We start from the raw sequence: 23361 nt of genomic DNA, 5'->3' as shown, positions 1-23361 counted from the left end.
GTGCAACGCCAACCCTTGACGAAACCTCGCGACAAGATTACCCAAACCACCGGAGGGCCTGTAGCTCAACTGGTTAGAGCAGAGCGCTCATAACGCTTTGGTTGCGGGTTCAAGTCCTGCCGGGCCTACCAAACATCATTTATTATCCTTTTATTATAGGGTGTTAGGTGATTTTTTGACGAACCTTTCAGGGTGGTTCGTCAAGTTTTGTTCCGCTTTCGTGCCTGTAAGTCGCGAAAATGCTGAATCGGCCATGTCCCGCCGCCCAAACGTCTCACAGTACTTTTGAGCCATCGCCAGCGTGACGTGCCCGCTGACCGCCATGATTTCGTAAGGTGTGCCACCCGCCTCGGCGATACGGCGGCAAATGGCTTTTCGGAGGCCGTGTGAAGAACATAGAGGCAAGCCCGCTTTGTCGCACCACTTGCGCATGGATGTCCCAAGACCCTTGCGAGAGCGCGCCTTGTTATGGCTTGTCTCAAGGTAGGTGAACGTGACGGGCCTTGCCTCCAAAGCTGCTGCCAAGGCCGGATGGATCGGCAAGCTGATCAGCACCCCGCTTGGGTTCTTGCTGGTCTTTTGACGGCGATATTCTATCCGCCCATCTTTGACGTTCGCGGGCCCCAGCTTCACCGCATCAACCTTCGCGGCCCCTGTGTAGAGCATCAGCGTCATACAAATATGCGCAGGTGATCCGAGTGGATGAACCTCATAGAAACGAGCAATCTCGCCTTCGTCCCATGAGTGATACCCTTCGGACGTGGTCGCATACTTACTGACACCGAGGACCGGATTGGCGGCGACCCAATCCATCGTGACGGCAAGATCCATCATTTGAGACAGCCGTTTGAGCATCTTGTTGGCCTGCATCGGCGTTTCGTGCATTTCCGCCTTGATGGCCATGACGTGCCGAATTTTCATATGCGCGATACGCTTCTTACCGTGTTTGAGCCTTAAAGGCTCGATGACACTGCGATAATCGGCCCGTGTGCTTTCGCTGATGGTCGGAAAGTGCAGCTTGTAGAAATGGGTGACCAGATCATCCAAAGTTCCAGCTTTTGTGCGGGAAGCCCCTGCCCCTTCACTAGACTTCGATTTCTGGCGGTTAACGGCATCCTGATACCTTTGTTCAAACTCATCTGACCCGTAGTCAGACCCCAGTTCGGCAGTGAACCCGCGCGACCTATACCGCCAACGGCGTTTCCCGTGTCGATCCTTGTAGGAGCTTGCGCCCGGATATTTTTCTCGTTTTTTCAATCTGCGTCCCAATCATTTATCGTTGGTGGTGAGTTCTCACTCGCAGAATGTATCACCACCGTCCCATCTGGGCCAATTTCGGTACGCCCGACAGGAATCCCCGCGTCACGGTATGCGGCCAAATAGCGCTTCAGTTCTGTCTGGGTCAAAACAGCTTTTCTGGCGGGCATGGCAGATGTCTCCGTTTGGGCTGGCTTCTTTTTTCTCTCTAGCTCAGTTTTCACTTCCGCTCTGACGGTGAAATAAACAACGTCTCTAAGCCTTTTAGATCTTTCAAGGATTGCCCTTCTCATCAGCGAGGCAAGTCTCGACCATGTTTTGGGATAGAAATTCCTGGACGGCTTGTTCGGGGACAAAAAACTGCTTCCCAATACGAATGTGGCGCAGCTTCTTTGACGAAAGGAGCCGCCGCACACGGCGCACGGAAAGGCCAAGACATTCCGCAACATCTTTGGTTTCCAACATGGCTTCACTCATGACTTCCCTTTCTTTGCGGCGATGTTATACATTTTGAGACACTTTTGACCTCAAAGGCACCTTAATGTCCAAATTTGGACATTAAGGTCAACATATGGACATACATATTACCAATGTCTAGCGAAAACACGAGCATCGGCATGCGCCTGAAAGAAATCAGAGCGAAAACCGGACTAAACCAGCAAGATTTTGCTGAAACGATTGGCGCGTCGTATCGGTCCTATCGGGGTTACGAGAGCGGTGAACGTGAAGTGCCAACATCGATATTAATCAAACTGCACAATCTGATGAACGAAGAACCTTTGTGGATTCTCACAGGAAAGCAAACCCCGCTTGGGGATACTGAGTTAGACATCGTTGAAAACGCACTGCTCGCAGGTCTTGGCACGGTTCCAACTGCGTTAATCGAAAAAAGCCCCGAAAAAGCTGCGGCTTTCTTGAAATTGCTTGTGAAACTGAGCCTCAAGCAGGGCGAGGGTTTAACCCAAGTCGATGCTCAGGAAATTGCACAGCAAAGCCTAAAGGAGTGATCATGCCGACACGTTTTTTCAAGAAACAGTACGCGGATGGGGCTACAGCATTGGAGGTGGCGCAAACCATGCACAAACAGGCCAAGGGTGCGTTTCTTTCGAGCGTTGTATTGATTACATGCGCGACCATTGCCGTCGTTTGGACTGCAGGCAGTCTAGAGAAACAACTTTTGAGCCTTGGAGCTCTCGCATTTGCCGTGATTGCAGCCAATCAGCTGAGAAGGATCAAACTCGATTGCCAAGAGCTGATCTGCCGCCTTCCATCTCAAACAAAGTAGCGAACACGGCCACAATTGGTTTGGGCTAGCAGAATGCACATAAGAAAGTGGGCTATTTCAGCAGCAATGGCCAAAGTGCCAACGGCGGAAACACCTAACATCTTAGTCGTTTATACGGGATGCTGCGAATGGTAATGTTCTCAGATCAGCCGTTCACGCGAGCTGCGACTAATGTCTCGAGTGAGCCCATAGGAGAAGTGATGATTTTTCGCTGCGTGCGCATGCAGCGAAGGAAATCCGGCAGATTCACATTCGTTTGCGCCGCCATACAGCGAAAGGACCGGTCATTGCAAATGGCCCTCCGATCAAGCCGAAGGACTATCAGATGAGTAACAGAAGGAGCCTATGCAGCGGCTCGCCCGGCCAACCAGGCGCAAAATTGCGCGGGTTGTTTCCTCGGGCATTTGACGACATGAAAGCCGCCCACGCGCATGTCGCCACCGAACACAAGAAAGGCAACGCCGTCATGACTGTCAGGGGGTGCGATCCAACCACGGTATTGGCTTGTGACCACGGCGGATTTTGCGACAACGCAGGTTTACAAGAAATTATCAGAGTGGCTGAAATCAGAAGTGAAACGAAGCATAGGCACGCAGGTTGGCCATGCAATTGAGTAATGCCGATTTTCTCCGGTAGCGGCATTTGAGTGGTCCAAGTTCGGCACGCATCCTGAATTTAAGCAGCTCAGCACTTTTCTGACATCAATGTGATCTGATCGCTTCCAGTTCGGCGCGTTCCTTTGCCTCCACTCTCTTGGCAATTGTTTCCAGATGCGAGATTGCCACATCGACCCGACGCGGTGAAAATCTGCGATCGGGGCGCACCAGATGGATTGATCGATCCCTATGCCAAAAATTCTGAAGAACCGGAACGACTGCGCCGGTTGCAAATGCGTCACCAAACCCCGCAAGCGCCATATAGGCAACACCGAGATCACGCATGCATGCGTCTAAAATCGCCGGGCCCGCGTTCAGACTTAACCGTCCACGAACCATTACGTCCAGCTGCTTCTTATTCTCAGAAAATCGCCAAAACTTGGCGTTCGTCAAAAGGCACTGATGGTCCTTCAGATCTCTTGGGTGCCGAGGAACACCGTGGGCCTTGAGATAATCCGGTGAGACCGCCGCGACCCTTGTCCGGGAGGATAAGGGTTTTGCGATCAGACCACTGCTTTGCATCGGGCCAGCCCTGATCGCAAAGTCGTACCCTTCGCTTAGAATGTCGACTTGCCGTGGGCTAAAGTCGATTTCAATCTCGATGTCTGGATGTTGTGCGGCCATTTGGTTCAAGGCGGGACCGACAACCTGATCAGCAAAGGAACCTGACATGGAGGCGATGCGCAGGCGACCCTCCAATTTGCGTTGGGTATTTGATACTTCCTGAAATGCCTTTTCAAGATCGTCTGATATCTTTTCAGAGCTTTTTCGAAGCTGTTCACCTGCAGTCGTTAGACGAACGGATCGCGTGCTGCGCTGGAACAGCTTGATTCCAAGCCGTGCCTCAAGCCGTCCAACTTGACGGCTGACATGTGCCACAGAAACGTTCAATGCGCTTGCTGCCCCGGTAAACGTACCGGCGCGCGAAACTGCTAGAAATTCACTCAACCCGTCCGAGTTCATTATTACCACCGAGTAATAGTGTTTTGATTATTGGGCGGATACCGCATTCAAACAGAAACAACAATATAGGGTGAAGATCAAACAACGGAGCACAGATCAATGACCAAAAATCTCTTCGATCCCATCCAAGTGGGTGACTACCGCCTTAACAACCGGATTTTCATGGCCCCCATGACGCGCGCGCGCGCTGGTGCCTCTGGGGTTCCCAACGAAATGATGGCGACCTATTACGCGCAGCGCGCCAGTGCCGGGCTCATTATCTCAGAAGCCACGGCAGTTTCGCCGCGTGGTGATGGCTGGCCGGGTGCGCCCGGCATTTACACAGACGCGCAGCAAGCGGGATGGGCATCCGTCGCGGATGCAGTGCACGATCGAGGCGGACGCATCTTCCTTCAGATATGGCACATGGGTCGTGCAGTCCTGTCTGAAAGCATAGGCGGGCAAAGGGCCCTTGCTCCCTCTGAAATCGCTGCAGAGGGCGAATTGCCCAACAGCGAGGGCATCCCGACGGCCTTCGATACTCCAGAAGCGATGTCTGTGGATCAGATCGACGAGGCGATCGCAGAGTTTGCCTCTGCTGCACGCCGTGCCATTGATGCTGGTCTGGACGGCGTTGAACTTCATGCTGCCAACAATTTTTTGATCGATGCTTTTTTGCGCGATGGAACGAATAAACGCGATGATGACTATGGCGGAACGCTGCAGAACCGCAGCAGGTTTTTATTGGAGGTTGTCGACGCGGTTGTGGCCGAGATTGGCGCAGGCAAGGTAGGCGTTCGATTTTCACCGACAAACGCTGTTTTTGGAATCAGCGACAGCAATCCAGAAGCAATTTTTTCATTTGCAGCGCGACAGCTTTCAAAAAGAGAATTGGCCTACCTGCATGTACTGGAACCGGCGCTCGATAGCGGAAGTCCGATGGTTGCTGGATTGCCTTCTGTCGCCCCGGCACTACGGGATGCTTATGATGGGTTTATGATCCTTAATGGCTCTCTGACCCAGAAAACCGGAGCAGATGTTGTCGAAACCGGGCGCGCTGATGCAGTCGCATTCGGGGTGCCATTCATCGCTAACCCGGACCTTGCAGAGCGTTTCGCCAACGGTATCGCCCTGTCTGAGCCGAAACCAGAGACCTTCTACAGCGGCGGCGCAGACGGGTACATCGACTACCCGAATGGGGGTCGTCTCACACCTGCAGACCAATGATCAAATTTGGGCCGGATGTTTTGATCCGGCCCAAACATTTCAAGTGGCACTTGCGATCCACTGCGATCTCACATCTGAACGTTGCCGGGGCCGATTAGACTGGAGTTCCGCCTTTTGGGCTGGGCGCACAGCACCTTTAACTGATGTGCTTATCTGTCCGAAGGCGCTCTACCATGAAGTCAACAAATGCTCTGACTTTGCCGCTGACCATGCGGCCTTCTTGATGGACGACATGGATTGGCATCGATGGCAATTCGAATTCTTCTAGCACTGGTTTCAATTGCCCTGCTTCAATGAACGGAGAAACTTGATAAGATAGCGCTCTCGATAGGCCCCATCCCCGCAGTGCCATTTCTATTGCGGCATCGTTTGTGTTCATCTGCACGCGTGGTTTAACGTGAACCGAACTCCGCGCACCGCTGATTTGAAAATCCCACGCGTGAGACCCCGCAGCCGCCACAGACTGAATAAGAGCGTGATCTTTCAGGTTCTCCGGATGCGTCGGCAGCCCATGTTTTTCGATGTATTCGGGTGCCGCAAAAACAACCTGCCGAACTTTGCCGCAGCGCACCGCAGTGAGCGAAGAATCCGGCAACTCTCCAATTCGGATGCCAACATCCAGTCCTTCATCAATCAAATTCACGACGCGATCCACGTACACCGTTCGGGCGTCAACATGCGCGTATGTGTTGAGGAACTCGCCAAGCGCAGGTGTTACGAACATGCGGCCAAACAGAACCGGGGCCGTAATGCTCAACGCGCCTCGCGGTTCAGAATGTGACCCAACAGCCGCGTTCTCTGCCTCTTCCAATTCAAGTAGGATCCGCCGTCCATCAGCCAGAAACCTTTTGCCTACATCTGTGAGCCCGATTGAGCGGGTCGTACGCATAAACAGACGGGCCCCAAGATGTTCCTCTAGCATCGAGATGTATCGCGTGACTGCGGGCGGGGACATGCCCAGCCGGCGCGCAGCAGGTGCGAAACCTTGGCAGTCAGCCACCGCAATAAACACCTGAATGGATCGTAGTTTGTCCAATTGATTATTCCATATTATTGAATAATCAATTTACTAATACAAGTATTATGCAAATTCAAGGAATAGACTAACTCTTGCCCACCGAGTGACAGCCTCACAAACGAACAGGAACATCCCATGCCACGCGCATTCGCAGAAATTAGTTTTACACCTTCCGTTCTTGCCCTGCAGACACAGAACGGTTCGGCGCAAGGGTATTCCAAGTTTCTTCATCCGGACGCTGAGCGTGGTGATCGGATCGGCCCCGCTGAAGCAGAGTTTATTACCGGAAGGGATGGCTTTTACCAAGCTACGGTTTCAGACTCTGGATGGCCTTATGTGCAGTTTCGCGGCGGACCTGCGGGGTTCCTTAAGGTGCTGGATGATCGAACGATTGCCTATGCTGATTTTCGGGGAAACCGCCAGTATCTGAGCGCAGGCAATCTTGCGCAAAATGATCGCGTCTCAATGATCTTGATGGACTACCCAAATCGGCGAAGGCTCAAGGCTTGGGGCCGCGCAAAGCTGACCGCGGCAACCGAAAATCCGGAACTGATAGCCCAACTTCAGGACACGTCCTATCGCGGGCGACCAGAACGCGCTGTGGTCATAACGATTGAGGCGCTTGATTGGAACTGCCCGCAACACATCCCACAGCGGATGACCCTGGAGGAGCTGGAACCGCAACTTGAAACCATACGCACCGAACATTCGCGTCTGAAATCAGAGAACGAAGAACTAAGAACTGCGCTTGGTCTGAACGACTGATCAGCGCCTCACATTCACCCCACCAAAAAGGAAACCAAAATGACCAATCCGATTAAGTCGGCACTCTGCGCGAGCTTTCTGGCTTTGACCCTTGCATCCCCCAATATCGCCGCGTCACCCGCCTTCGCGGTTGAAACCAACGCCATGATCGATGTGACACAAACGTCGTTTCACTCGGAAATCATTGATGGCATCAGGATCGCATATCGTGAGGCTGGTGATCCGGCCAAACCAACGATCTTGCTTTTGCATGGCTTTCCAACGTCGTCACACATGTTCCGCAATCTCATCCCCGAGCTTGCTGCCAACTACCATGTCATTGCGCCAGACTATCCCGGTTTCGGGGCGTCAGACATGCCATTGGCAGAGGAGTTCGATTACTCCTTCGCCAAGGTCGCGGAGATGATGATCACACTTTTGGATCGCAAGGATGTCAACAACTACGCGGTCTATTTGATGGATTACGGCGCGCCTGTCGGCTTTCGAATGTTTGCACAACATCCGGAGCGGGTGTCGGGCTTCATCATCCAGAACGGCAATGCCTATGAGGAAGGTCTGCGCGAATTCTGGGATCCGATCAAAGCCTATTGGGCTGAACCCTCAACCGAAAATGGCGACGCACTGCGCGGGTTTTTGGGAATGGAAGCGACGAAATGGCAATTCACCCATGGCACGCAAAACCCTGACGCGATCAGCCCTGACAATTTCTGGCACGTTCAGTACCTGCTGGATCGTCCAGGCAATCAAGAGGTCCAACTGGCCATGTTCCTCGACTACGGTACCAACGTAGCTGAATACCCAAAATGGCAGGCGCTGTTTCGTGAATATCAACCGCCGACATTGCTGATGTGGGGTAAGAACGACCATATATTCCCTGCCGATGGCGCACATCCGTACAAGCGCGACCTGAATAACATTGAGTTCCATTTGCTCGACACCGGCCACTTCGCGCTTGAAGAATTCGGCATCAATATCGCGGCTGGGATGATCGAGTTCCTAGATCAAAATACTACCCCATAACACGCCAGAAGAACCGGCAGATACCGCGCCCTTCAAAGAGGTGCGGTATCCAGCCTGGCTGACAAAACCAAAGGAAATACCATGCCCACGATTTCTCATCCAACAAGTGCAGGAGTCCCATTTTGGAAACGGTTTTACCGAGCCATCGCCGCCTATGAGGACGCGATGGATTTTGATCCCACTGAGCATGTGGTCGCGGCTCTTCAAAAGAGGACATCCATCATGGAGGAGAGAATGGTCAAGCTTGCGGCCATTTGTCACTACGTTTCACACTCATAGAAAAGTTGGCTCCCCGTGGCAGGAATGCCTCCGCTCACGTAAATTATCTGGAGAATACCTATGGAAACCCTTGAAATATTTGGCGTTCAATTTGTCTTGAGTGTAATTGTCTTCGCTTTGATTGCAAAATGGTATGCCGCACCTTGGCTTGCTCATAAATCTAAACAAGTTGCTTTAGGGTTGCTGATCCTTCCACACGCATTCCGCCACATCGGACTCACATTCTTGACACCAGCAGGCGTCAAGGAGGGCATACCAAGCACCTTTGCCACTGCCGCAGCCTATGGTGATTTTGCCAGCGGGATTCTTGCGATACTTGCCTTGATTGCTTTGCGGAGAAATTGGCCCGTGGCCATGGCGTTGGTTTGGGTTTTTAGCCTAGTAGGTATTGCCGATTTGCTCAACGCGTTGCGGCAAGCAGAAGCAGTCCCTTACTTTGCCGCTGTTTGGTACATCCCGACATTCCTGGTGCCGTTGTTACTAATCACACATGTCATGATTTTTGCACGCTTGCTTGGCGGCGACATGGCCAATTGCGCCGCCCCGTGTTCACCGTCCATTCGGGATTCGAGCGGGGCAACGAGAGTGTCAAAAAGTGTTTGCCTAACTGTCAGCTCTGATCCTCTCGTCTTCCCGACACGACGAGCCACCACGCAAGAAGCGGAAAGCCAATGAGTTCCAGTGCAATTGACGGGGCAATTGCCGCGCTGAATATCACACCGCTGTCGATGTCACTCAGCCGGAATAGGCCCGCGATCGCGATCATCGCCGACAGAATGATCAATGTTGGGCGGAACGTACGCATCGCAAGACCGCCGATTACGAAGGCGGCACCGACACCAAACCAGATACCACCAATGAACCTTATGTGGCTATCCTGAGCGTGGAATATTGCAGCATCCATGATCGCCACGAAGTCGCGTGTCGATTGCCAGCCGAGTGTTTTGATCCCACCTAGACCAACGTTCAGTCCTAGAAAGATGATGGCTACGCCGACAATGGTGACAACCAGATTCAGTAAATTGATCTTTTTCATTTCCATGTTCCTTGAGGGAGTTCTGCTGGGTATCCATTTTATTTAGTACGCGTTCTATATTAATGTAGCCTTGACAACGCAAGCATTATTTGTGACGCGTGCTAAAATACTATTGGAGAACCCAACCCATGGCTAAGACCGCAGGCAGGCCGCCCCGCAGCGAGAGTGACATTGCGGAGTACAGATCAAAGATCGCAAAGCAAGCACTCGCGATCTATCGCGCAGAAGGTTTTGATGCGGTTTCGATGCGCCGTCTTGCCAAGGAGGTCGGATGTGCCCCGATGACGATCTATGCGCATTTTGAGGGCAAACACGATATTCTACGATATCTGTGGGCGGATGTTCTTGCCGACATGTCCAGCGAAATTCAAGGAAAATTAGAACGGATCGATGCACCGGCTGAACGTCTACAAATGGCTGCGCATACCTTTGTATCTTATTGGGTCGATCATCCCGACCATTTTAGGCTCGTCTTTATGTCGAACGACGTAACGCGGTCGGACGTCAGCACATTTGTCATGGACGAAGAAACGTTGGCACACTTTCAGATGTTTTCGGATCTGGTGCAGGACATTCTTCAAAATGAGAGCAACGTCAAAGCAAGCACCGACACACTGATATCTGGAATGATAGGCATCGCACTTTGTCTCAATACGATCCGTGACTACCCTTGGACCTACGCTAAGATGATGACCGACAGATTGCTCACGGGCATTATCTCCCCTGTCGATACTGCGTCCTGAAGTTAACCCCGCCTCAGTTCTTCTGCCAGAAAATCATAGACCCTGCGAATGCGGCGGCTTGTTGAGAGTTCTCGGTGGGCGACAAGCCAGATCGGGAAGATGAGCGGTTCGAGATCAGGGAGAACGCGGCGCACGATGGGGTCCGCGTCGCCGATATAAGCGTCCAGAATGCCGATAGCCGCTCCCTGGCGCACAAGTTCCCACATAACCAGATAACTTTCGGTAAGAAGCGGAAAGTTCGCCTCAGTCAGGCCAAGCCCGAGCGTGTTGAGACCTTTGAGCATCATGCCGCCATGATCCATATTCACGAAGTCAGCGTGACGCAGATCGTAGGGCTTCGTTGGGTTACCTATCTTTTCAATATAGTCCGGTGTTGCATAAAGCACCGCATCAGCATCGCCGATCCTTTTGGCGATCAGATCGGGTTCGGTGGGCCGGAAATTGCGGATGGCGATATCGGCCTCGCGGCGACGAAGGTCGCTGGCATGATTGGCCACGACAATCTCAACCTGAATGCCGGGTTCCATGATGCGTAATCTAGCAATGATTGGCGGTAGCAGCACCACGGCATAGGTCTCGCTGGCCGAGATGCAGATCGTGCCTTCTAATGCTTGCGATTGGCCGAGAGCCGTCATCGAGACACGACCTGCAGCCTCTCCCATGTCGCGTACATGGTCCAGCAGTTCTAACCCACTTGGCGTGAGTGTGAGGCCGCGACCGACACGCTCAAACAAAACGATTCCCAGTTCCTGCTCAAGCCCGTCTACCTGACGCCCAAGAGTTGGTTGGGCCATGCCCAATGCACGCGCGGCGGCTGACAACGATCCTTCCTCAGCCGTGACCAAGAAAGCCCGTGCTTTGTTCCAATCAAATTTTACTGAGCGCCAATCCATGCAAATATGCATATCAAATCACAGGATTTGGTCAATTCGCATAGCTGCACGGACGTACTAAACCGAAGTCAACATCTTTACGCCGACCCCCGAAATTCGGTTTTGCCCAAAAGCGCCAGTCGCGCTTTGGCCCATGAAAGGAAATCCCATGTCGAAGGACATTCAAAACACATTGAACCTGAAAGATGCCCGCATTGCAGGCGCGCTCTACCTCACCATTGCCGTTTGCGGCGGTTTCAGCATTGGCTATGTGCCGGCGCAAATCGTCGTAACAGGAGATGCCTCGTCCACAGCTGCCAATCTGATGGGCCAGCTTGGGTTGTTTCGATTGGGCGTGCTTGCAGATAGCGCGGTCATCCTGCTGGAGATCGCGATCACGGTTATCCTGTATCAGATGTTTCGCACCACCAGCCCAAGGCTTGCCCTTATCGCGATGGTATCCCGTTTGGGTATGATCGTCGTCATGGCGATCAACCTGTTGTTGTGGGTTATGCCCTACGTGCTGTTGACCCAACCAATGGGGCTTGACCCGACTGACAGTCAGGCCTTTGCGCAAGTCTTTTTCGAGGCGCATGCCCTTGGTATTTACGTCTGGCAGCTTTTCTTTGGCGCACATTTGCTGGCCCTTGGATGGATTATCCTGCATTCCAGATTGGTGCCGCATCTACTTGGCTGGGGTCTGTTTATCGGGGCGTTTGGCTATCTGATCCAAGGCCTTGTTGAGCTGACGTTCACTGATGTTGCAGCACTGGACATCACCATTATCGGATTGCTCGTGATTGTTACGATCGCGGAGCTTGGGTTCGGGTTTTGGCTGCTTATCCGTGGCCTGCGCGGCAATACTGCCCAAACCGTTTCCACTCCTCAGACAGCTTAAGGAGCTTTTGAAATGTATGCCTATACTTATACTGAATACGGCGGCCCCGGCGTTTTGAATTTCGTTGAACTGCCAACCCCAACACCTAAAGCAAACGAAGTGCTGATCCGTATTGTTGCAACCACCGTCAGTGCGGGTGACTGGCGAGCCCGCAGCTTGACGATGCCCGCTGGGTTAGGACTTGTTGGACGACTTGTCTTCGGCATAACGCGCCCCCGCAAGCCAGTTCTTGGAACTGATCTATCCGGCGTAGTCGAAGCCATCGGTGCAGATGTGACCACTTTCCAACCTGGGGATGCTGTCATCGGTTTTCCAGGCGCAGGATTTGGCGCGCATGCGGAATACATCACGATGCCAGCCGATGGAAAGGTCGTCCGCAAACCTGAAACCCTGAACTTCGAGGAAGCAGCAGCCATCCCATTTGGGGCCACAACCGCATATGATTTTCTGATCAATAAGGGGAGATTACGCGCAGGTGAACGGGTTCTGATCAACGGGGCGTCCGGATCTGTCGGCTCTGCCTGCGTGCAACTCGCCAAGCACTTCGGGGCCGAAGTGACGGGCATCTGCAGCGCCACAAATGTAGATCTCGTGCGTAACATCGGGGCCGACCATGTCATCGACTACAACACGCAAGACTTTACCAAAGAAGGCCCGCAATACGACATGGTCGTGGATACCGTTGACACAGCACCTTGGGACCGGGCGCGGCACGCCTTGGTGCCAAACGGTCGTATGCTGCTGATCGCAGGATCTACATCCGACATGATCTTGGGTTGGCTCAAGGCCCGGTTGCGCGGCAAGCGTCTGATTGGCGGTGTGGCGTCAGAGTCAGTCAATATCCTGCGCAAAGTCGTTGATCTCGCAGCTGCCGGAGATTTCCATCCGGTCATCGACCGAAGCTTTGATTTTTCCCAAATGATTGCCGCGCATACCCATGTCGATACTGGGCACAAGAAGGGCAACGTCGTTGTGACGATCAAATCTCAAAGTAACGCGCATTTCCATGATGACGAAGATCTTCAAATGGCGGAGACAGCTCATGTCTGATGCACACAGTTTTAGGATCATTGGTCTGTGCATCTTGGCGGCATTCCCACTTTTCGGAGTTGGCCAAGCCCTCTTGGGCAGTGAGTGGCACTGGCTTGGCCTGCTCATGTGCCTCGGCAATTCCGTGGCCGTGATTACCATCGGACTTCTGATGCGCCCGATGATCGCGACAACAGCGCCACGCAGCGGAGGCATCTATCTCTCGGCGCGTATAGCTGAAGGCTTGTTGTTGGGCATATCGGTCATGGCACAACAGGGCAGTTTCATTGGATTGACGACATCAGCCGACACCTTTTATCAACTCGGCATGATAGCACTCGGCCTTGGCAGCTTACCTATGTGCCTCTGGCTGATCCGGTCGAAGTTTGTTCATACTGCGCTCGGTGCGTTGGGTTTCATCGGCTACGTATGTCTCGTCGTCGCGATGATTGCCGCAGCATCCAATTTTGAGACAGTGTCGATGCTACTGCTGCTCCCCGGTGCCGCGTTCGAGGTAATGTTTGGCCTCATTCTTGTACTGCGTGGTCCAGGGAAGTGGGCGCAACGGTTTGCACTTTAGGCCAACCCGTCCGAAAGCCCGCCTTTCGTGTTTTTTGCGAAAGGCGGGATCGTGGCGGCCGCGCCCTCTTGGTCTCTGTTGAGACTTTCCTCATGACTGCCACAAGCGGCGGCCCTGGCTCTGACCCTCGGTTTGAGCCGATGGGCGACGGTTTGGTCAGAAACGTCTGACGATAGCAACCCATTGCTTGGGGCTTCAACAGGCATCGATCAGGCGTAGGCACGTTTCCTTTTGCACGCCCAAGAGCCGACACCAAGCAAGACGATCAAGACAGCAGTCGTCGTTAAGCCTGATTTTAAAATGGAAGCGACACTTGCCGCCAAGACAGTGTTGGCTGATATTTCAGGCCAACTCAGGATCATGACGCAGATGCCGGCGTTCTCTAAATAGTCAGCGATAGCTGCCGCAATCGAAAACCAAGTTCCAATTCGAACAGGCTTTTGACTTACGTCTCGTGAACCAAGCCATTTGAACAATGATATTAAGGTCAGCGCCATCAGAGAGGGATAAACTAGATCAAGTGGAATTTGTCGCGTGAGATAGTACCACCTTCCACTGGATTCCAAGGCATCGATCAGCGAATCTGCCAATTCAGCCGAATATCCGCCGGGGCGCATGTCGAAAGGGCGAAGGCCGGATACGGTCTCGATGTGCGCCAGAGTGCCAAAGATCATCAGCAGATAGATTCCGGCGGCAGCGAGACCGAAGAGTGCCGCTTGCCGCCCGTACTGCTTAGTTGGTATCGTCATATTCATTGGTTGTTCTCCTTACCGTTGGCACCGTCGTACTGAGCGCGAGCAAAGCTGGCATTATCGTTTGATAAGGAATTCGCGATTTGGACCTCTTTACCTTTCTGACATGTCCCCCGAACGCATTAAATGGAGACGCAGCGCATGAGTTCGCGGCAGCATGGAATGTTGAATTTGTCGAAAAGGGGCGTCGCATTGCGACGCAAGGCGAACCAGATCCAATGGAGCACATCATTCTTGATGGGCGCGCCACGAGCCAAATTAGCGATCCAGAAGGCCGCGGCGTTTGCGTTAGCTTTAACGCAGGTCCGTGCGTGGTCGCACCAAATGTCGCGAGAACTAGAAACGGGACCTCGCTCGTATCAATAGATGTAGTTGCGGACGCGTTAGTTGCGCACATGGACAGCCGCGCTTTGACTGAGCTCATGTTGGTGTCGGAGCCAATTCGCGAATGGGCAAACGGCATTTTGCAACAAGAACTGGCCCGTAAGGCTGACCGGGAGTGGTGCCTTGCTGCGCTTGGCGGGGCAGACCGCCTTGCGTGGTTTCGCGAAGATTTCCCGCGTCACGAAGGGCTCTTCGGCCATCATTTGATTGCATCTTTTCTCGGTGTCACACCGGTCACACTCAGTCGGCTTCGCGGTGCCGAGCGAAACACGGCGGTTGACTGAGGGTTCGATGGGGGGGACCTATTGCTAGCAAAGCTGACAATGGTAGCTGCCGTAGCAAAATGGCGTCTAGTCCGCATCGTAACAGTTCACGTTCGGTGTAGCGAAAGTGTGGTTTGGGAATGCCAAATTTTAACCATTCTTAATGGCCGCTCTGGTGAATTCGCTGCGTCGCCAAAAGTATTGCCGCCGCAACTACAAACGAAAGCTGCGTCAGCAACATGGCCAAACGTGAATGTCAGGAAAGTCCGCATCTGTTGGGTTCGAACAAGGTGCAGCGAAAGTCGGTATTTCCTGAACCAGCCTTTCATGACCAGCGCGGCGAAGGTGTCGGGAGAGCCCGAGTTACTGTCAGTTACAAATCGCATTTGCCATAGCTGCGTAAGAATCTTTAAGTCCGTCCACAGTAGGAAACGGATTCATTGGCCCTTCGGGTGTGTTGATCCCTGACGCAAGTACGATGTTGTTGATGAAATCAAAGATGCCGCAGACTTCCACAACCTCGTAAACCGCAACCTCGCTCCATCCAGCACTCAGTGCCGCATCGAACGCCTCCGTGATCTTGTCGGAATTTTTGCTGTGCAGACCGAGGGCATATGTCAAAAGTGGTTGGATACGTTTGTTGGTATCTTCAACAGGTCCAGCAAATACCTCTGAAAATACAGTGTGATAGAAAACACAATAGGGAGTGGTGTTTTGCTTCGAAATGAACGCAGCTATCGCTTCGCGCTCTCCTCTTGATAACGCTCCATCTGCGCACATGATGTCATTGAGGAGGCGGAGAAGTAACTCAGAATTACGCGGGAACAACTTCAACACATCAGTAAGGCCGCTACCAGATGAGAGACCATCAAAGTTTGCCATTTCGTTTTGACCCTTTGCAAATTTGGGCTGCGACAAAACGCAATCACCCCTTCCCTAACCACAAACTAGCACCCGGCAATGACTATGTCACTTTGTCCGCGTTGTGTCAGTTCAGGAAGAGCGCAGCGAATATCCGGTTTCGCTCGTTCGCAAAAGTGCTGAAGCTTTCGAAAGCGACTGCGAGACTATATCTCGCATAGATGGGCAGAAAAAAATCACGCGTGTAACTGATTGCCTTGGGTCAAAGACAAAGATACGCCCTCGCGCTGTTTCAACCGTGATACCATCGCCAGCAAATTATCCGCGCGCGGGTTTCCCTTGGCGCTGAGCATCCGCATCAGACTCTTCGGGTCCTTGTCCATGTCTTGCGCCAAGGCCTCGAACCCCACTGTGGCGTTGACGTAATCACGCAGCAGCACCTTACCCGTCTCCAGATCGTCGCTGAGCATCGCCTCAACGGCTTCGCGGAAGAGGCCCGCGCGGAACTCAGGATCGCGCTCGGCGCGCGCTTTGATCGTGTCTTTGAAGTCTTTCGTCAGTGGCATGTCAGTCACCTTTCTCCTTGCGGGCTTTGTAGTCGTCCCAATATGCTTTGGCCTGCTCGATGTCTTTCGACTGGCGCTTCTTGGTGCCGCCACACAGCAGGATGACAAGCGTATCGCCGTCTTTGCCGAAGTAGACGCGGTAGCCGGGGCCGAAGGTGATGCGCCGTTCTGACACGCCTTGTCCGACTGGCTTCACATCACCCAGATTGCCCGTCTCGATCCGCGCAAGCGCCGTTCTTACCTTCAGGGCAGCAGCTGTGTCCAGATCGTTAAACCAATCTTCAAACGGCGTTTTCCCCGCTTCGGTGACATAGACAACAAGCCTATTCATTGGAGGAATTGGTGACATATACGTTACCATTTGTCAATCGGTGTTGCATCATCAGTGCGTCATCCCTCGATCCATTTCTAACTCCCGCGTCTCTAGTTCTGCTTCAACTGTCTCTCGGCGGCTTTCACTAATTTCAAGCTCGTCTCTAGTTGCCTCCGCAAATTCCCGTAGTTCGAGCCTTCGTTCAGCAAGCCGTGCAACGCAGCCACGGACGCCGTTTGCGATTGAATGAGCACTGACACGCAGGCGGCCAATCCATCCATCTGGCTCTGCATCCCGCTGGTCGAGCGCGCCTCCAAGCCGCTCAATTCCTTTGCTGAGACTTCGCAGGCCATCACCAACCGCTCGACGCAGGCGAGCAAGTCGCGTTCCAAGGCTGTCAGGGGTGTCGTCATCTAATCCTCCTCGATCTTGATGCAGGTCACCGACCGACCGCCCATTGTGCAGGTCCTCAGGCGCGTCTTGGTCGGGTCCAGCACCAGCCATGTCGCGTCCTCCCTGTCGATCCGCGTCAAACCCAGTTCCGTCAGTTCCGAGCGCGTCAGTTGGACCGTCCAAAGCCAGCTCGCGACCATCATCAAGGCGATCCCCGTCACGATGATCCCCGTGATGATCCAAGGCGAGAACGTCATCCAATTCTTGATCAGCTCGATCCGTTCCTCGAACAAGTTCATGTTGTGAAACAGAAAGTGCGCCGTATCGTTCTTCATTGTATTCTGTGCGTCGTTCAACATGGTCTGCGAGGTTTGCACGAAGGCGGTCATGTGAGATTCCATCAAGTCTTCTTGCTCGGTTTGCATCTGCGCCAGTTTCATACTCAGCCGCGATTTCTGCGTGTCGGGTTGTGGACCAGTTTTCATGAGTGAGGACGCCTTCAAGTTTGAACGGTTTTGAAAATTCAGGATCACGGACACTGATTGATTTTGCGGCTTGGCGCGTGACCTCGAAGCCAGTGTCCTCAAAGAAGGCGACCATAGTTGCGCGGTCGGTGATCAGGCCCGCGTCAATCTGATCGTAGAGCGCCCCGATGATGACCTGACGGGCCTCAGCGCGTTTAGCACTTTCACGCACAAGCTTGAAATCACGGGCAAGGTCAGGTTCCATCGGGTCGGCCCAACAGTGGGTTTTGTTCAAGACGTCGCGCAAAGTACCAAACGCGGCCTCATGGCCGGGCGGTGCGATGTTCAACGCCCTGCCCGTCGCCAGCTCCAAACGCGGCGTGCAAAAGTGCAGCTCGACATTACCTTCATGCACATGGCGCACCCAAAGGCAGTCGTATTGATCCGCCTCAAGCCCAGCAAAGGCCATAGCCTCAAATTGCTCAATGGCCTCTTGCTGGGCGTCTTCGCTGGGCTGATCGCTGACTGCAAAGCTAATCACGCCAGCCGTGTAGCTCCACTTATTCGCGCTTGCGTCGATCAAATCGCGCGTCTGGTCGGGATTGCCGTGCAGAACTTCGGGCAATGGGTTGCGGGTTTTGATCTGCGGTTGGCCGTGTTCATCGCGGATCAGGTTGCGGTTTTCGTCGTAAGCCAAAACCTCGCGTGCGGTCAGGTAGTCAACGGGGGCAGCCCCCCCGCCCGTGCCAGACGAAAAGAACGAGATGATCATTGCTGGCCCTCGCTGTGCTGGCCAGTGATCTGCGCAAGCTGGCGTTCAATCACGACCAGCCGCACGCTGACCTTCAAGGCGTCGATGTTGCTGGCACGGCCAGATTTGACGGCCCCGTTGATCCATCGAGACAATTGGTTGAGGTTGCCCCCAACACGGGCAACGGCCAATGTCAGCGACGGGTCAACGCGCGGCACGGGCTTGCGCCGCCGCGCTTGGACCAACCCCAAGGCCTCACGCATCAGCGTGGCGTTGGGCAGTCCAGCCGCGTGCGCTTTGGCGACAAGCGCGGCCTTCTCCGCAACGGTGCATCGGAAGATCACAATCTCGGAGAGGCCTTCTTTGACGCGCTCCCCGCGCGTCTGGTTGGGGTTTGAAGGGGAGGCACGCCGCCCCTCACAAGTCCCGCCGATGTAATCGGTGGGTAACCTTGCTGTTTGCTCTGTCTTCGGATCGGGCGCGGTCATGTTCTAAGGCCAGCGGCTTGAATTTGTGCCTGCGACACCAACTTTGAGGCAAGCAATGCAGTGACTTGCGGAGCCGTGATGTGTTTGCACATCGGGCTGCGTTCACTGACCCAACAAGCTAACCGCGCATGGTGATCGGCCTGCAACGCAGCCGACTTTTCTCGGTCTTCCGCCTGCTTCTCAACATAGGCCAGCCAGCGCCGCGACTGAAACCAGTTGTCAGAAAAACAGACCTTGGAACGGGTGAAACCTGCGGTGTCGGTGGCGTAGGCTTGGACCGCTAGCCGCAAATCCTCCGGCGCGATCTCTTCCTTCATGGCCTCTTCGATCTGGGCTATACAGGCCGCTTTGCCTCGAAGGCGATCCGGTGGATACGTCGCCAAAATCTTCTCAGCCTCTTCATCCCCCGCCGCCTCGCGCTTGCGCGAAGGTGGTTCTTTAACAGGTTCAATGGTAAGGTTACTGTCCCGCTTTGGGACTACCCCCGTCTCACGGCTGGGACTTTTCCCCCGCTTTTTTGAGACGTTTCCCCCCGTCTCATTTTGAGACACAACCCCATTGGGACCGCTCGCCCCGCCCTTCGGGCGCGAACTGGGGCCAAGGGTAATATCGAGGTGCAGCTCGTATTGGTTAGACCCTCGCCCGCCATCACCATCTCCACGAGCATGGCGCGTGACAAGCCCGCACTCCTCCAACGTCGTCATGTGACGAAACAGCGTTGCGCGGCCCATCTCACATTCGTCCGCCAACCTCTTTGCGCTTGGGTTACACTGACCAGTCTCTTTGTTGTGGAAGTCTGCCAGTTGGATCAGCACGATCTTCGCGGCAGGTTTCAAACCTTTGACATTCGCGGCCCAGATCAATGCCATGCCACTCATGGCTTTGAACCGCCGAACGAATGCGAAAAAAGGTTCGTCACATGTCGAATAATCGCAATGATATCAAAGGCCGTGTTTTTGCAGTTCGTCAGCCTAACATATTGTTCTCGTGAATTTGTGCTCTGCCTGCCGGGCCTACCACTCCGCCTTCATCCAAACAGATAAATCAAATCGTCAATTGATTTGACCGCCGAGCTGTTTCCAAGGTTGAGCAAGGAACATCTGAGGCGCGCTGTTTGCGCCAGCTTTCGGTTTCAGCCTGGAAATGTCCACGTCCATTGTCGAAAACGAGGGCTTTGGATGATCAGAGCGACCGCATCCGTTGGTAATACCTGAAGTCAGCACCCATGAATCCAAACAGAGCAATTTGAAAAGGGGTGTTTGTGGCTCATCGGCAACCCTGGCAAGTGGACGATGAGACAGACAACTGGAACTCTCAAAACCCCAGAGCGAACACACCGCTTAACTGCACGTTCAAAACCGATGCTTTTGTAGTGCCAAAAATGAAAATCCAACCATGCTTTTACGGGAAGTCAGACGTCAAAATCGTTGACCTACATAGATGTACAGGAAGTCTTCACTGTCATTGTTCATTGACATATCCACTGAGAAATCTATCGGGAACTTTTGCGAGACACGGTACCTTACACCTAAGCCGCCAGCAGCGCGGAGCCCATTGTCGGTGAGTGATCCAAAGCTGGGACCCGTCCAGCCAAAACCGCCAAATGCAACGACACCGAACCGCTTGCCCAATCGTTGACGTATCTCAGCTTGGGCAGACAACAGCCTGGTATTGTAAAACTGTGTTGGTGAGAAACCACGGAAACCATCGCTGAATCCAATCGAGCACTTATCAAAAAATGGGGCGTTTGATGATGCACCACAGGTCGACAGTCTGCCCGCCACAACAGTTGTCTCGCTTAGAGAGTGATAGGCATCAAAATTTGCTGACGCGTATAGATAGTCCCGCGATGGTCCTGAAAGCGAAGTTCCAAAGTTTGCCGCGACGTTCAAACGTGCGCCCCCGGTCGGGTAATCGCTGTCATCACGGATATCCCACTCAAATTTGCCTCCTAAGCTTAGCAGTTCAAGACCCAGATCCGGGATCAAATCCGCCGGAATGGAAGCTCCTGCAGTTTGCAGGCTGATCGTTGTGTCCAAATAGCGGACCGCCGCACCGACAGAGATTGTATCAGTTAGGCCGTAGTCAAATCCGCTGTTGAGCAGCACGCCATCTTGATTGATCGGAACTTCTACTGGCCCAACGAAAAGATCATACAACAGGTCCGCTTCAGCCAGAGCGAAATTGAAGCTCGAACCGCTGCCAAATGACAAATTTATAGCAACACCATATGCGCTGCTATTATTGTCGGATGCCATACCACCGAGCCCAATAAAGGATGTTTCGGCCTCTGGATCCAGCTGGAACAGATATCCGCCGCCAATCGCAAGGCCTGCACCAACAATCGGGTTTGTGAAAGGAACAGGAACCACAATAAATGACCCATTTCTCAAACCATAATCAGATTTCTCCTGAACGGATTTCACGGAGTTAAATCGGTTGTCGACAATGTTCGGGTTGGCTGTCGCTGCTTGAGGTATGAACAACGAAGAAAAACCAACGATTGCAGCAGCCTGAACAAATGATCGATATGTTACGCGCCGCTTTTTTTCTGATACGGCCGGAGTTTCACAACCCGGCAGCGCCTCCAAATAAGACACTCGCTGGTCAGGGCGAATGGAATCGTTCCACTGCGGACCTGTCATCCCTGTTTCGTCACATGTGACGCTTTTCATTTTCATACTTGGATGCTCAGAAGTATCAAATACCATAACTTTTCCGTCCTATTTGAGACAACGACGCCATCCCAATTTTTGCGCAAACTTCGGAACATTTGCATCAACCACATAAGGTGGCGTCATGATCCAAACGTTATTCTATGTAAACAGGACCAAACTATTCAGATTTTGATGACGAAGGCCACTATAAACTCGGTCAGTCAATTTGAGCGAATGAGCTAGCTGATTGTCCCATGGTTTGGGTGAAATTCGCTGGATTCCCAATGAAATAGTATAAGCATTACAGGCTACAAGATATGAAGAAGTTGCCGGCATTTGCAGCGACTTTCTTTTGGCTTGAGATGGGTTTCTCAACAGTTCACGGAGGGGAACAATTGCAAATAGTTGAGGCAAGTCGGTCTGCCGGGGTGTCCGAAGCTATCGCTCGTGCTAAGTTAGAAGATACGATCAAGTACCTGTTAAAGAATAATTTATCCAATTACGTCGAGCGATCCCACCGCTACCTGGCAATCACGATATCCGCCCGCAATCCGCCGAGCCGGTCTGACGTGCCCAAGCGAAGCACCCCGCCATGCGCGCGCGCGATGTCCGTCACAATCGCCAATCCTAGCCCAACGCCACCGCCTTTATCTTGGTTGCGCGCGGCATCCAGACGGGTAAAAGGCCGAGCGGCCTCGCTACGGCGTGTTTCTGGGATGCCCGGACCGTCGTCCTCGACGCGGATGCGCAAAGCCTTGTCGCTCAAAAACACCGACACTTCGCCTCGCGTGCCATAACGCACCGCATTCGACATCAGGTTATCGACCGCCCTGCGCATCGCAACCTCGCGCAACATTACTGTGCCGCTGCCATCGCCCTCAAAGGGCAACAGTTCAACATTGCGCCCCGACCGTTTAGCGGCATCCACAAGCGACGCCACCATCGCTTGTGGATCAACCGATTTGGGTTCCCCTTCGGCCGCGCCCCGTGCAAAATCAAGGAATTCATCAAGCATCCCTTGCATGTCTGCGACATCATCGAGCAAGGGTGCCGCTTCGTCGTCATCCATCATCGACAAACCCAGCCTCATCCGGGTAAGCGGCGTGCGTAAATCATGACTGACCCCGGAAAGCATCAAGGTGCGTTGTTCGATATGCCGTTCAATCCGGGCGCGCATGTCGACAAAGGCGCTGCCAGCGGCACGCACTTCAATGGCTCCGCTGGGTGTGTAGGGCAGATGTCGGCCACGCCCAAAGGCCTCAGAAGCGTGGGCCAGCCGCTTGATCGGACGTAGTTGATTGCGCAAATAAATGAAGGCAACGGCCGTCATCACAACGCCAAAAAACACTGTATAAACAAAAAGTTGATGGGGGTTTGCTGCCGAAATACGCCCGCGATCAAAGCGGATCTCAACCAGCCCATGAGACGAGTTAGCGTAAAGATGCACCATCCCATGCGGCATCAGATCAACTGCCTCAAAGCTTGGCATTTTGTCAGCGATGCGCCCGGTCAGCACCCCCCCGGAATAATCGTACCAAACACGCGGATTGCCTTCTGGCCGCGTCTCAACGGGGGTAACTTCGATCTCCAGCGGCCCAAGCGCATTTTCGACGGCACCGGGCACAGCCGCCGCTGATGGGGCCGCATTGACCACCTCCATCACCATCACCAACTCACGCAGGACAGTGTTGGTCATCTGAGTGGTGACGCCTTCGAAATGCCGTTGAGCAAAGATCACCGTGACCACCAGCTGCAAGAATACCACCGGCAAAAGCAAGATCAGGGCAGCACGCCCGTAGATGCCACGGGGCATATACCGTTTGAGCCATACAAAGAACATGGCATACACCTTAGCCAGCACC

The 23361-nt window shown here is 53.4% G+C and carries 28 protein-coding genes and 1 tRNA gene; 13 read left to right on the top strand and 16 right to left on the bottom strand.

All coding sequences use genetic code 11. The annotated features are described in order from the left end of the window. Window positions 1–54: 54 nt before the first annotated feature. Window positions 55–131 (top strand) — tRNA-Ile (locus tag C1J03_RS10490). 22 nt (window positions 132–153) lie between these two features. On the opposite strand, the gene C1J03_RS10485 is transcribed toward C1J03_RS10490, so the two are convergent. The 3 genes from C1J03_RS10485 to C1J03_RS10480 form a co-directional block, all read right to left on the bottom strand. Then, window positions 154–1257, bottom strand: a complete 1104-nt coding sequence (locus tag C1J03_RS10485) for a tyrosine-type recombinase/integrase (RefSeq protein WP_114886280.1) — start codon at window positions 1255–1257, stop codon at window positions 154–156. Beyond that, a complete protein-coding gene (locus C1J03_RS25320) occupies window positions 1254–1427 on the bottom strand; it encodes a hypothetical protein (protein WP_162798509.1) in 174 nt (57 codons plus the stop codon). Before C1J03_RS25320 ends, C1J03_RS10485 begins: the two co-directional genes overlap by 4 nt. A gap of 103 nt (window positions 1428–1530) precedes the next feature. Beyond that, the gene (locus tag C1J03_RS10480) at window positions 1531–1734 is read right to left on the bottom strand and encodes a helix-turn-helix domain-containing protein (protein ID WP_114886278.1); all 204 of its coding nucleotides are present in this window, start codon (window positions 1732–1734) and stop codon (window positions 1531–1533) included. A gap of 140 nt (window positions 1735–1874) precedes the next feature. Here C1J03_RS10480 and C1J03_RS10475 point away from each other — a divergent pair, with 140 nt between their 5' ends. After that, a complete protein-coding gene (locus tag C1J03_RS10475) occupies window positions 1875–2264 on the top strand; it encodes a helix-turn-helix domain-containing protein (RefSeq protein ID WP_162798508.1) in 390 nt (129 codons plus the stop codon). Continuing rightward, window positions 2261–2542 (top strand): hypothetical protein, encoded by a 282-nt coding sequence (locus C1J03_RS10470; protein WP_162798507.1) that lies wholly within the window; start codon window positions 2261–2263, stop codon window positions 2540–2542. The genes C1J03_RS10475 and C1J03_RS10470 overlap by 4 nt, the downstream gene beginning before the upstream one ends. A gap of 701 nt (window positions 2543–3243) precedes the next feature. On the opposite strand, the gene C1J03_RS10465 is transcribed toward C1J03_RS10470, so the two are convergent. Then, on the bottom strand, window positions 3244–4161 hold the full coding sequence (locus tag C1J03_RS10465) for a LysR family transcriptional regulator (RefSeq protein ID WP_114886271.1): 918 nt from the start codon (window positions 4159–4161) through the stop codon (window positions 3244–3246). A gap of 99 nt (window positions 4162–4260) precedes the next feature. On the opposite strand from C1J03_RS10465, the gene C1J03_RS10460 reads away from it, so the two are divergent. Further along, window positions 4261–5367 carry an alkene reductase gene (locus tag C1J03_RS10460; RefSeq protein ID WP_114886269.1) on the top strand — a complete coding sequence of 369 codons (1107 nt, stop codon included), beginning with the start codon at window positions 4261–4263 and terminating at the stop codon, window positions 5365–5367. Window positions 5368–5503: 136 nt separating this feature from the next. Here C1J03_RS10460 and C1J03_RS10455 read toward each other — a convergent pair whose 3' ends face one another. Beyond that, window positions 5504–6403 carry a LysR family transcriptional regulator gene (locus C1J03_RS10455; RefSeq protein WP_114886267.1) on the bottom strand — a complete coding sequence of 300 codons (900 nt, stop codon included), beginning with the start codon at window positions 6401–6403 and terminating at the stop codon, window positions 5504–5506. Window positions 6404–6520: 117 nt separating this feature from the next. On the opposite strand from C1J03_RS10455, the gene C1J03_RS10450 reads away from it, so the two are divergent. The 4 genes from C1J03_RS10450 (at window position 6521) to C1J03_RS10435 (ending at window position 9124) form a co-directional block, all read left to right on the top strand. Further along, entirely contained in the window at window positions 6521–7150 is a 630-nt protein-coding gene (locus tag C1J03_RS10450) for a pyridoxamine 5'-phosphate oxidase family protein (protein WP_114886265.1), read from the top strand. A gap of 39 nt (window positions 7151–7189) precedes the next feature. Further along, window positions 7190–8170, top strand: coding sequence for an alpha/beta fold hydrolase (locus C1J03_RS10445; RefSeq protein ID WP_114886263.1), 981 nt, complete (start codon window positions 7190–7192; stop codon window positions 8168–8170). A gap of 81 nt (window positions 8171–8251) precedes the next feature. Further along, window positions 8252–8449, top strand: coding sequence for a hypothetical protein (locus tag C1J03_RS10440; protein WP_114886261.1), 198 nt, complete (start codon window positions 8252–8254; stop codon window positions 8447–8449). 60 nt (window positions 8450–8509) lie between these two features. After that, window positions 8510–9124, top strand: a complete 615-nt coding sequence (locus C1J03_RS10435; protein ID WP_216825911.1) for a hypothetical protein — start codon at window positions 8510–8512, stop codon at window positions 9122–9124. Here C1J03_RS10435 and C1J03_RS10430 read toward each other — a convergent pair. Next, window positions 9060–9485 carry a DUF4345 family protein gene (locus C1J03_RS10430; RefSeq protein ID WP_114886259.1) on the bottom strand — a complete coding sequence of 142 codons (426 nt, stop codon included), beginning with the start codon at window positions 9483–9485 and terminating at the stop codon, window positions 9060–9062. The two genes, C1J03_RS10435 and C1J03_RS10430, sit on opposite strands and share 65 nt — an antisense overlap. A gap of 128 nt (window positions 9486–9613) precedes the next feature. Between C1J03_RS10430 and C1J03_RS10425 the strand changes: the two genes are divergently transcribed. Further along, window positions 9614–10228 (top strand): TetR/AcrR family transcriptional regulator, encoded by a 615-nt coding sequence (locus C1J03_RS10425; RefSeq protein WP_114886257.1) that lies wholly within the window; start codon window positions 9614–9616, stop codon window positions 10226–10228. 2 nt (window positions 10229–10230) lie between these two features. On the opposite strand, the gene C1J03_RS10420 is transcribed toward C1J03_RS10425, so the two are convergent. Then, window positions 10231–11133 (bottom strand): LysR family transcriptional regulator, encoded by a 903-nt coding sequence (locus C1J03_RS10420; RefSeq protein WP_114886255.1) that lies wholly within the window; start codon window positions 11131–11133, stop codon window positions 10231–10233. A 136-nt stretch (window positions 11134–11269) separates the two neighbouring features. Between C1J03_RS10420 and C1J03_RS10415 the strand changes: the two genes are divergently transcribed. Genes C1J03_RS10415 through C1J03_RS10405 form a run of 3 tightly spaced genes read left to right on the top strand, consistent with a single transcriptional unit; the run spans window position 11270 to window position 13607 of the window. Continuing rightward, window positions 11270–11998 (top strand): DUF4386 domain-containing protein, encoded by a 729-nt coding sequence (locus C1J03_RS10415; RefSeq protein ID WP_162798506.1) that lies wholly within the window; start codon window positions 11270–11272, stop codon window positions 11996–11998. Between the two features lie 12 nt (window positions 11999–12010). Next, window positions 12011–13048: an NAD(P)-dependent alcohol dehydrogenase gene (locus C1J03_RS10410; protein WP_114886252.1), complete on the top strand. Its 1038-nt coding sequence runs from the start codon at window positions 12011–12013 to the stop codon at window positions 13046–13048. After that, window positions 13041–13607, top strand: coding sequence for a DUF4386 family protein (locus tag C1J03_RS10405; protein ID WP_162798505.1), 567 nt, complete (start codon window positions 13041–13043; stop codon window positions 13605–13607). The genes C1J03_RS10410 and C1J03_RS10405 overlap by 8 nt, the downstream gene beginning before the upstream one ends. Window positions 13608–13816: 209 nt before the next feature. On the opposite strand, the gene C1J03_RS10395 is transcribed toward C1J03_RS10405, so the two are convergent. Then, window positions 13817–14362, bottom strand: a complete 546-nt coding sequence (locus tag C1J03_RS10395; protein ID WP_114886249.1) for a hypothetical protein — start codon at window positions 14360–14362, stop codon at window positions 13817–13819. 80 nt (window positions 14363–14442) lie between these two features. Here C1J03_RS10395 and C1J03_RS10390 point away from each other — a divergent pair, with 80 nt between their 5' ends. Beyond that, the gene (locus C1J03_RS10390; protein ID WP_114886247.1) at window positions 14443–15027 is read left to right on the top strand and encodes a Crp/Fnr family transcriptional regulator; all 585 of its coding nucleotides are present in this window, start codon (window positions 14443–14445) and stop codon (window positions 15025–15027) included. A 348-nt stretch (window positions 15028–15375) separates the two neighbouring features. Here the strand turns inward: C1J03_RS10390 and C1J03_RS10385 are convergent, their stop codons facing one another. From C1J03_RS10385 to C1J03_RS10345, 8 genes are all read right to left on the bottom strand, one after another. Beyond that, on the bottom strand, window positions 15376–15888 hold the full coding sequence (locus C1J03_RS10385) for a hypothetical protein (protein ID WP_162798504.1): 513 nt from the start codon (window positions 15886–15888) through the stop codon (window positions 15376–15378). Between the two features lie 215 nt (window positions 15889–16103). Next, a complete protein-coding gene (locus C1J03_RS10380; protein WP_114886243.1) occupies window positions 16104–16433 on the bottom strand; it encodes a helix-turn-helix domain-containing transcriptional regulator in 330 nt (109 codons plus the stop codon). A gap of 1 nt (window position 16434) precedes the next feature. Further along, window positions 16435–16782, bottom strand: a complete 348-nt coding sequence (locus C1J03_RS10375; protein WP_254694246.1) for a type II toxin-antitoxin system RelE/ParE family toxin — start codon at window positions 16780–16782, stop codon at window positions 16435–16437. A gap of 33 nt (window positions 16783–16815) precedes the next feature. Further along, the gene (locus tag C1J03_RS10370) at window positions 16816–18375 is read right to left on the bottom strand and encodes a relaxase/mobilization nuclease domain-containing protein (RefSeq protein WP_114886239.1); all 1560 of its coding nucleotides are present in this window, start codon (window positions 18373–18375) and stop codon (window positions 16816–16818) included. Continuing rightward, window positions 18372–18842, bottom strand: coding sequence for a plasmid mobilization protein (locus tag C1J03_RS25715; protein ID WP_254694245.1), 471 nt, complete (start codon window positions 18840–18842; stop codon window positions 18372–18374). The genes C1J03_RS10370 and C1J03_RS25715 overlap by 4 nt, the downstream gene beginning before the upstream one ends. Next, window positions 18839–19720: a helix-turn-helix domain-containing protein gene (locus C1J03_RS25710; protein ID WP_254694244.1), complete on the bottom strand. Its 882-nt coding sequence runs from the start codon at window positions 19718–19720 to the stop codon at window positions 18839–18841. Before C1J03_RS25710 ends, C1J03_RS25715 begins: the two co-directional genes overlap by 4 nt. A 540-nt stretch (window positions 19721–20260) precedes the next feature. Beyond that, window positions 20261–21523 (bottom strand): BamA/TamA family outer membrane protein, encoded by a 1263-nt coding sequence (locus C1J03_RS10350; RefSeq protein ID WP_254694243.1) that lies wholly within the window; start codon window positions 21521–21523, stop codon window positions 20261–20263. 496 nt (window positions 21524–22019) lie between these two features. Continuing rightward, window positions 22020–23339 (bottom strand): ATP-binding protein, encoded by a 1320-nt coding sequence (locus tag C1J03_RS10345; RefSeq protein ID WP_114886237.1) that lies wholly within the window; start codon window positions 23337–23339, stop codon window positions 22020–22022. Window positions 23340–23361: the final 22 nt, after the last annotated feature.

The organism is Sulfitobacter sp. SK012 (genome assembly GCF_003352085.1).
In the GTDB taxonomy this organism is placed as follows: domain Bacteria; phylum Pseudomonadota; class Alphaproteobacteria; order Rhodobacterales; family Rhodobacteraceae; genus Sulfitobacter.
Note: the sequence above shows the minus strand (reverse complement) of the source record. Positions and strands in the feature narration are given on the sequence as shown.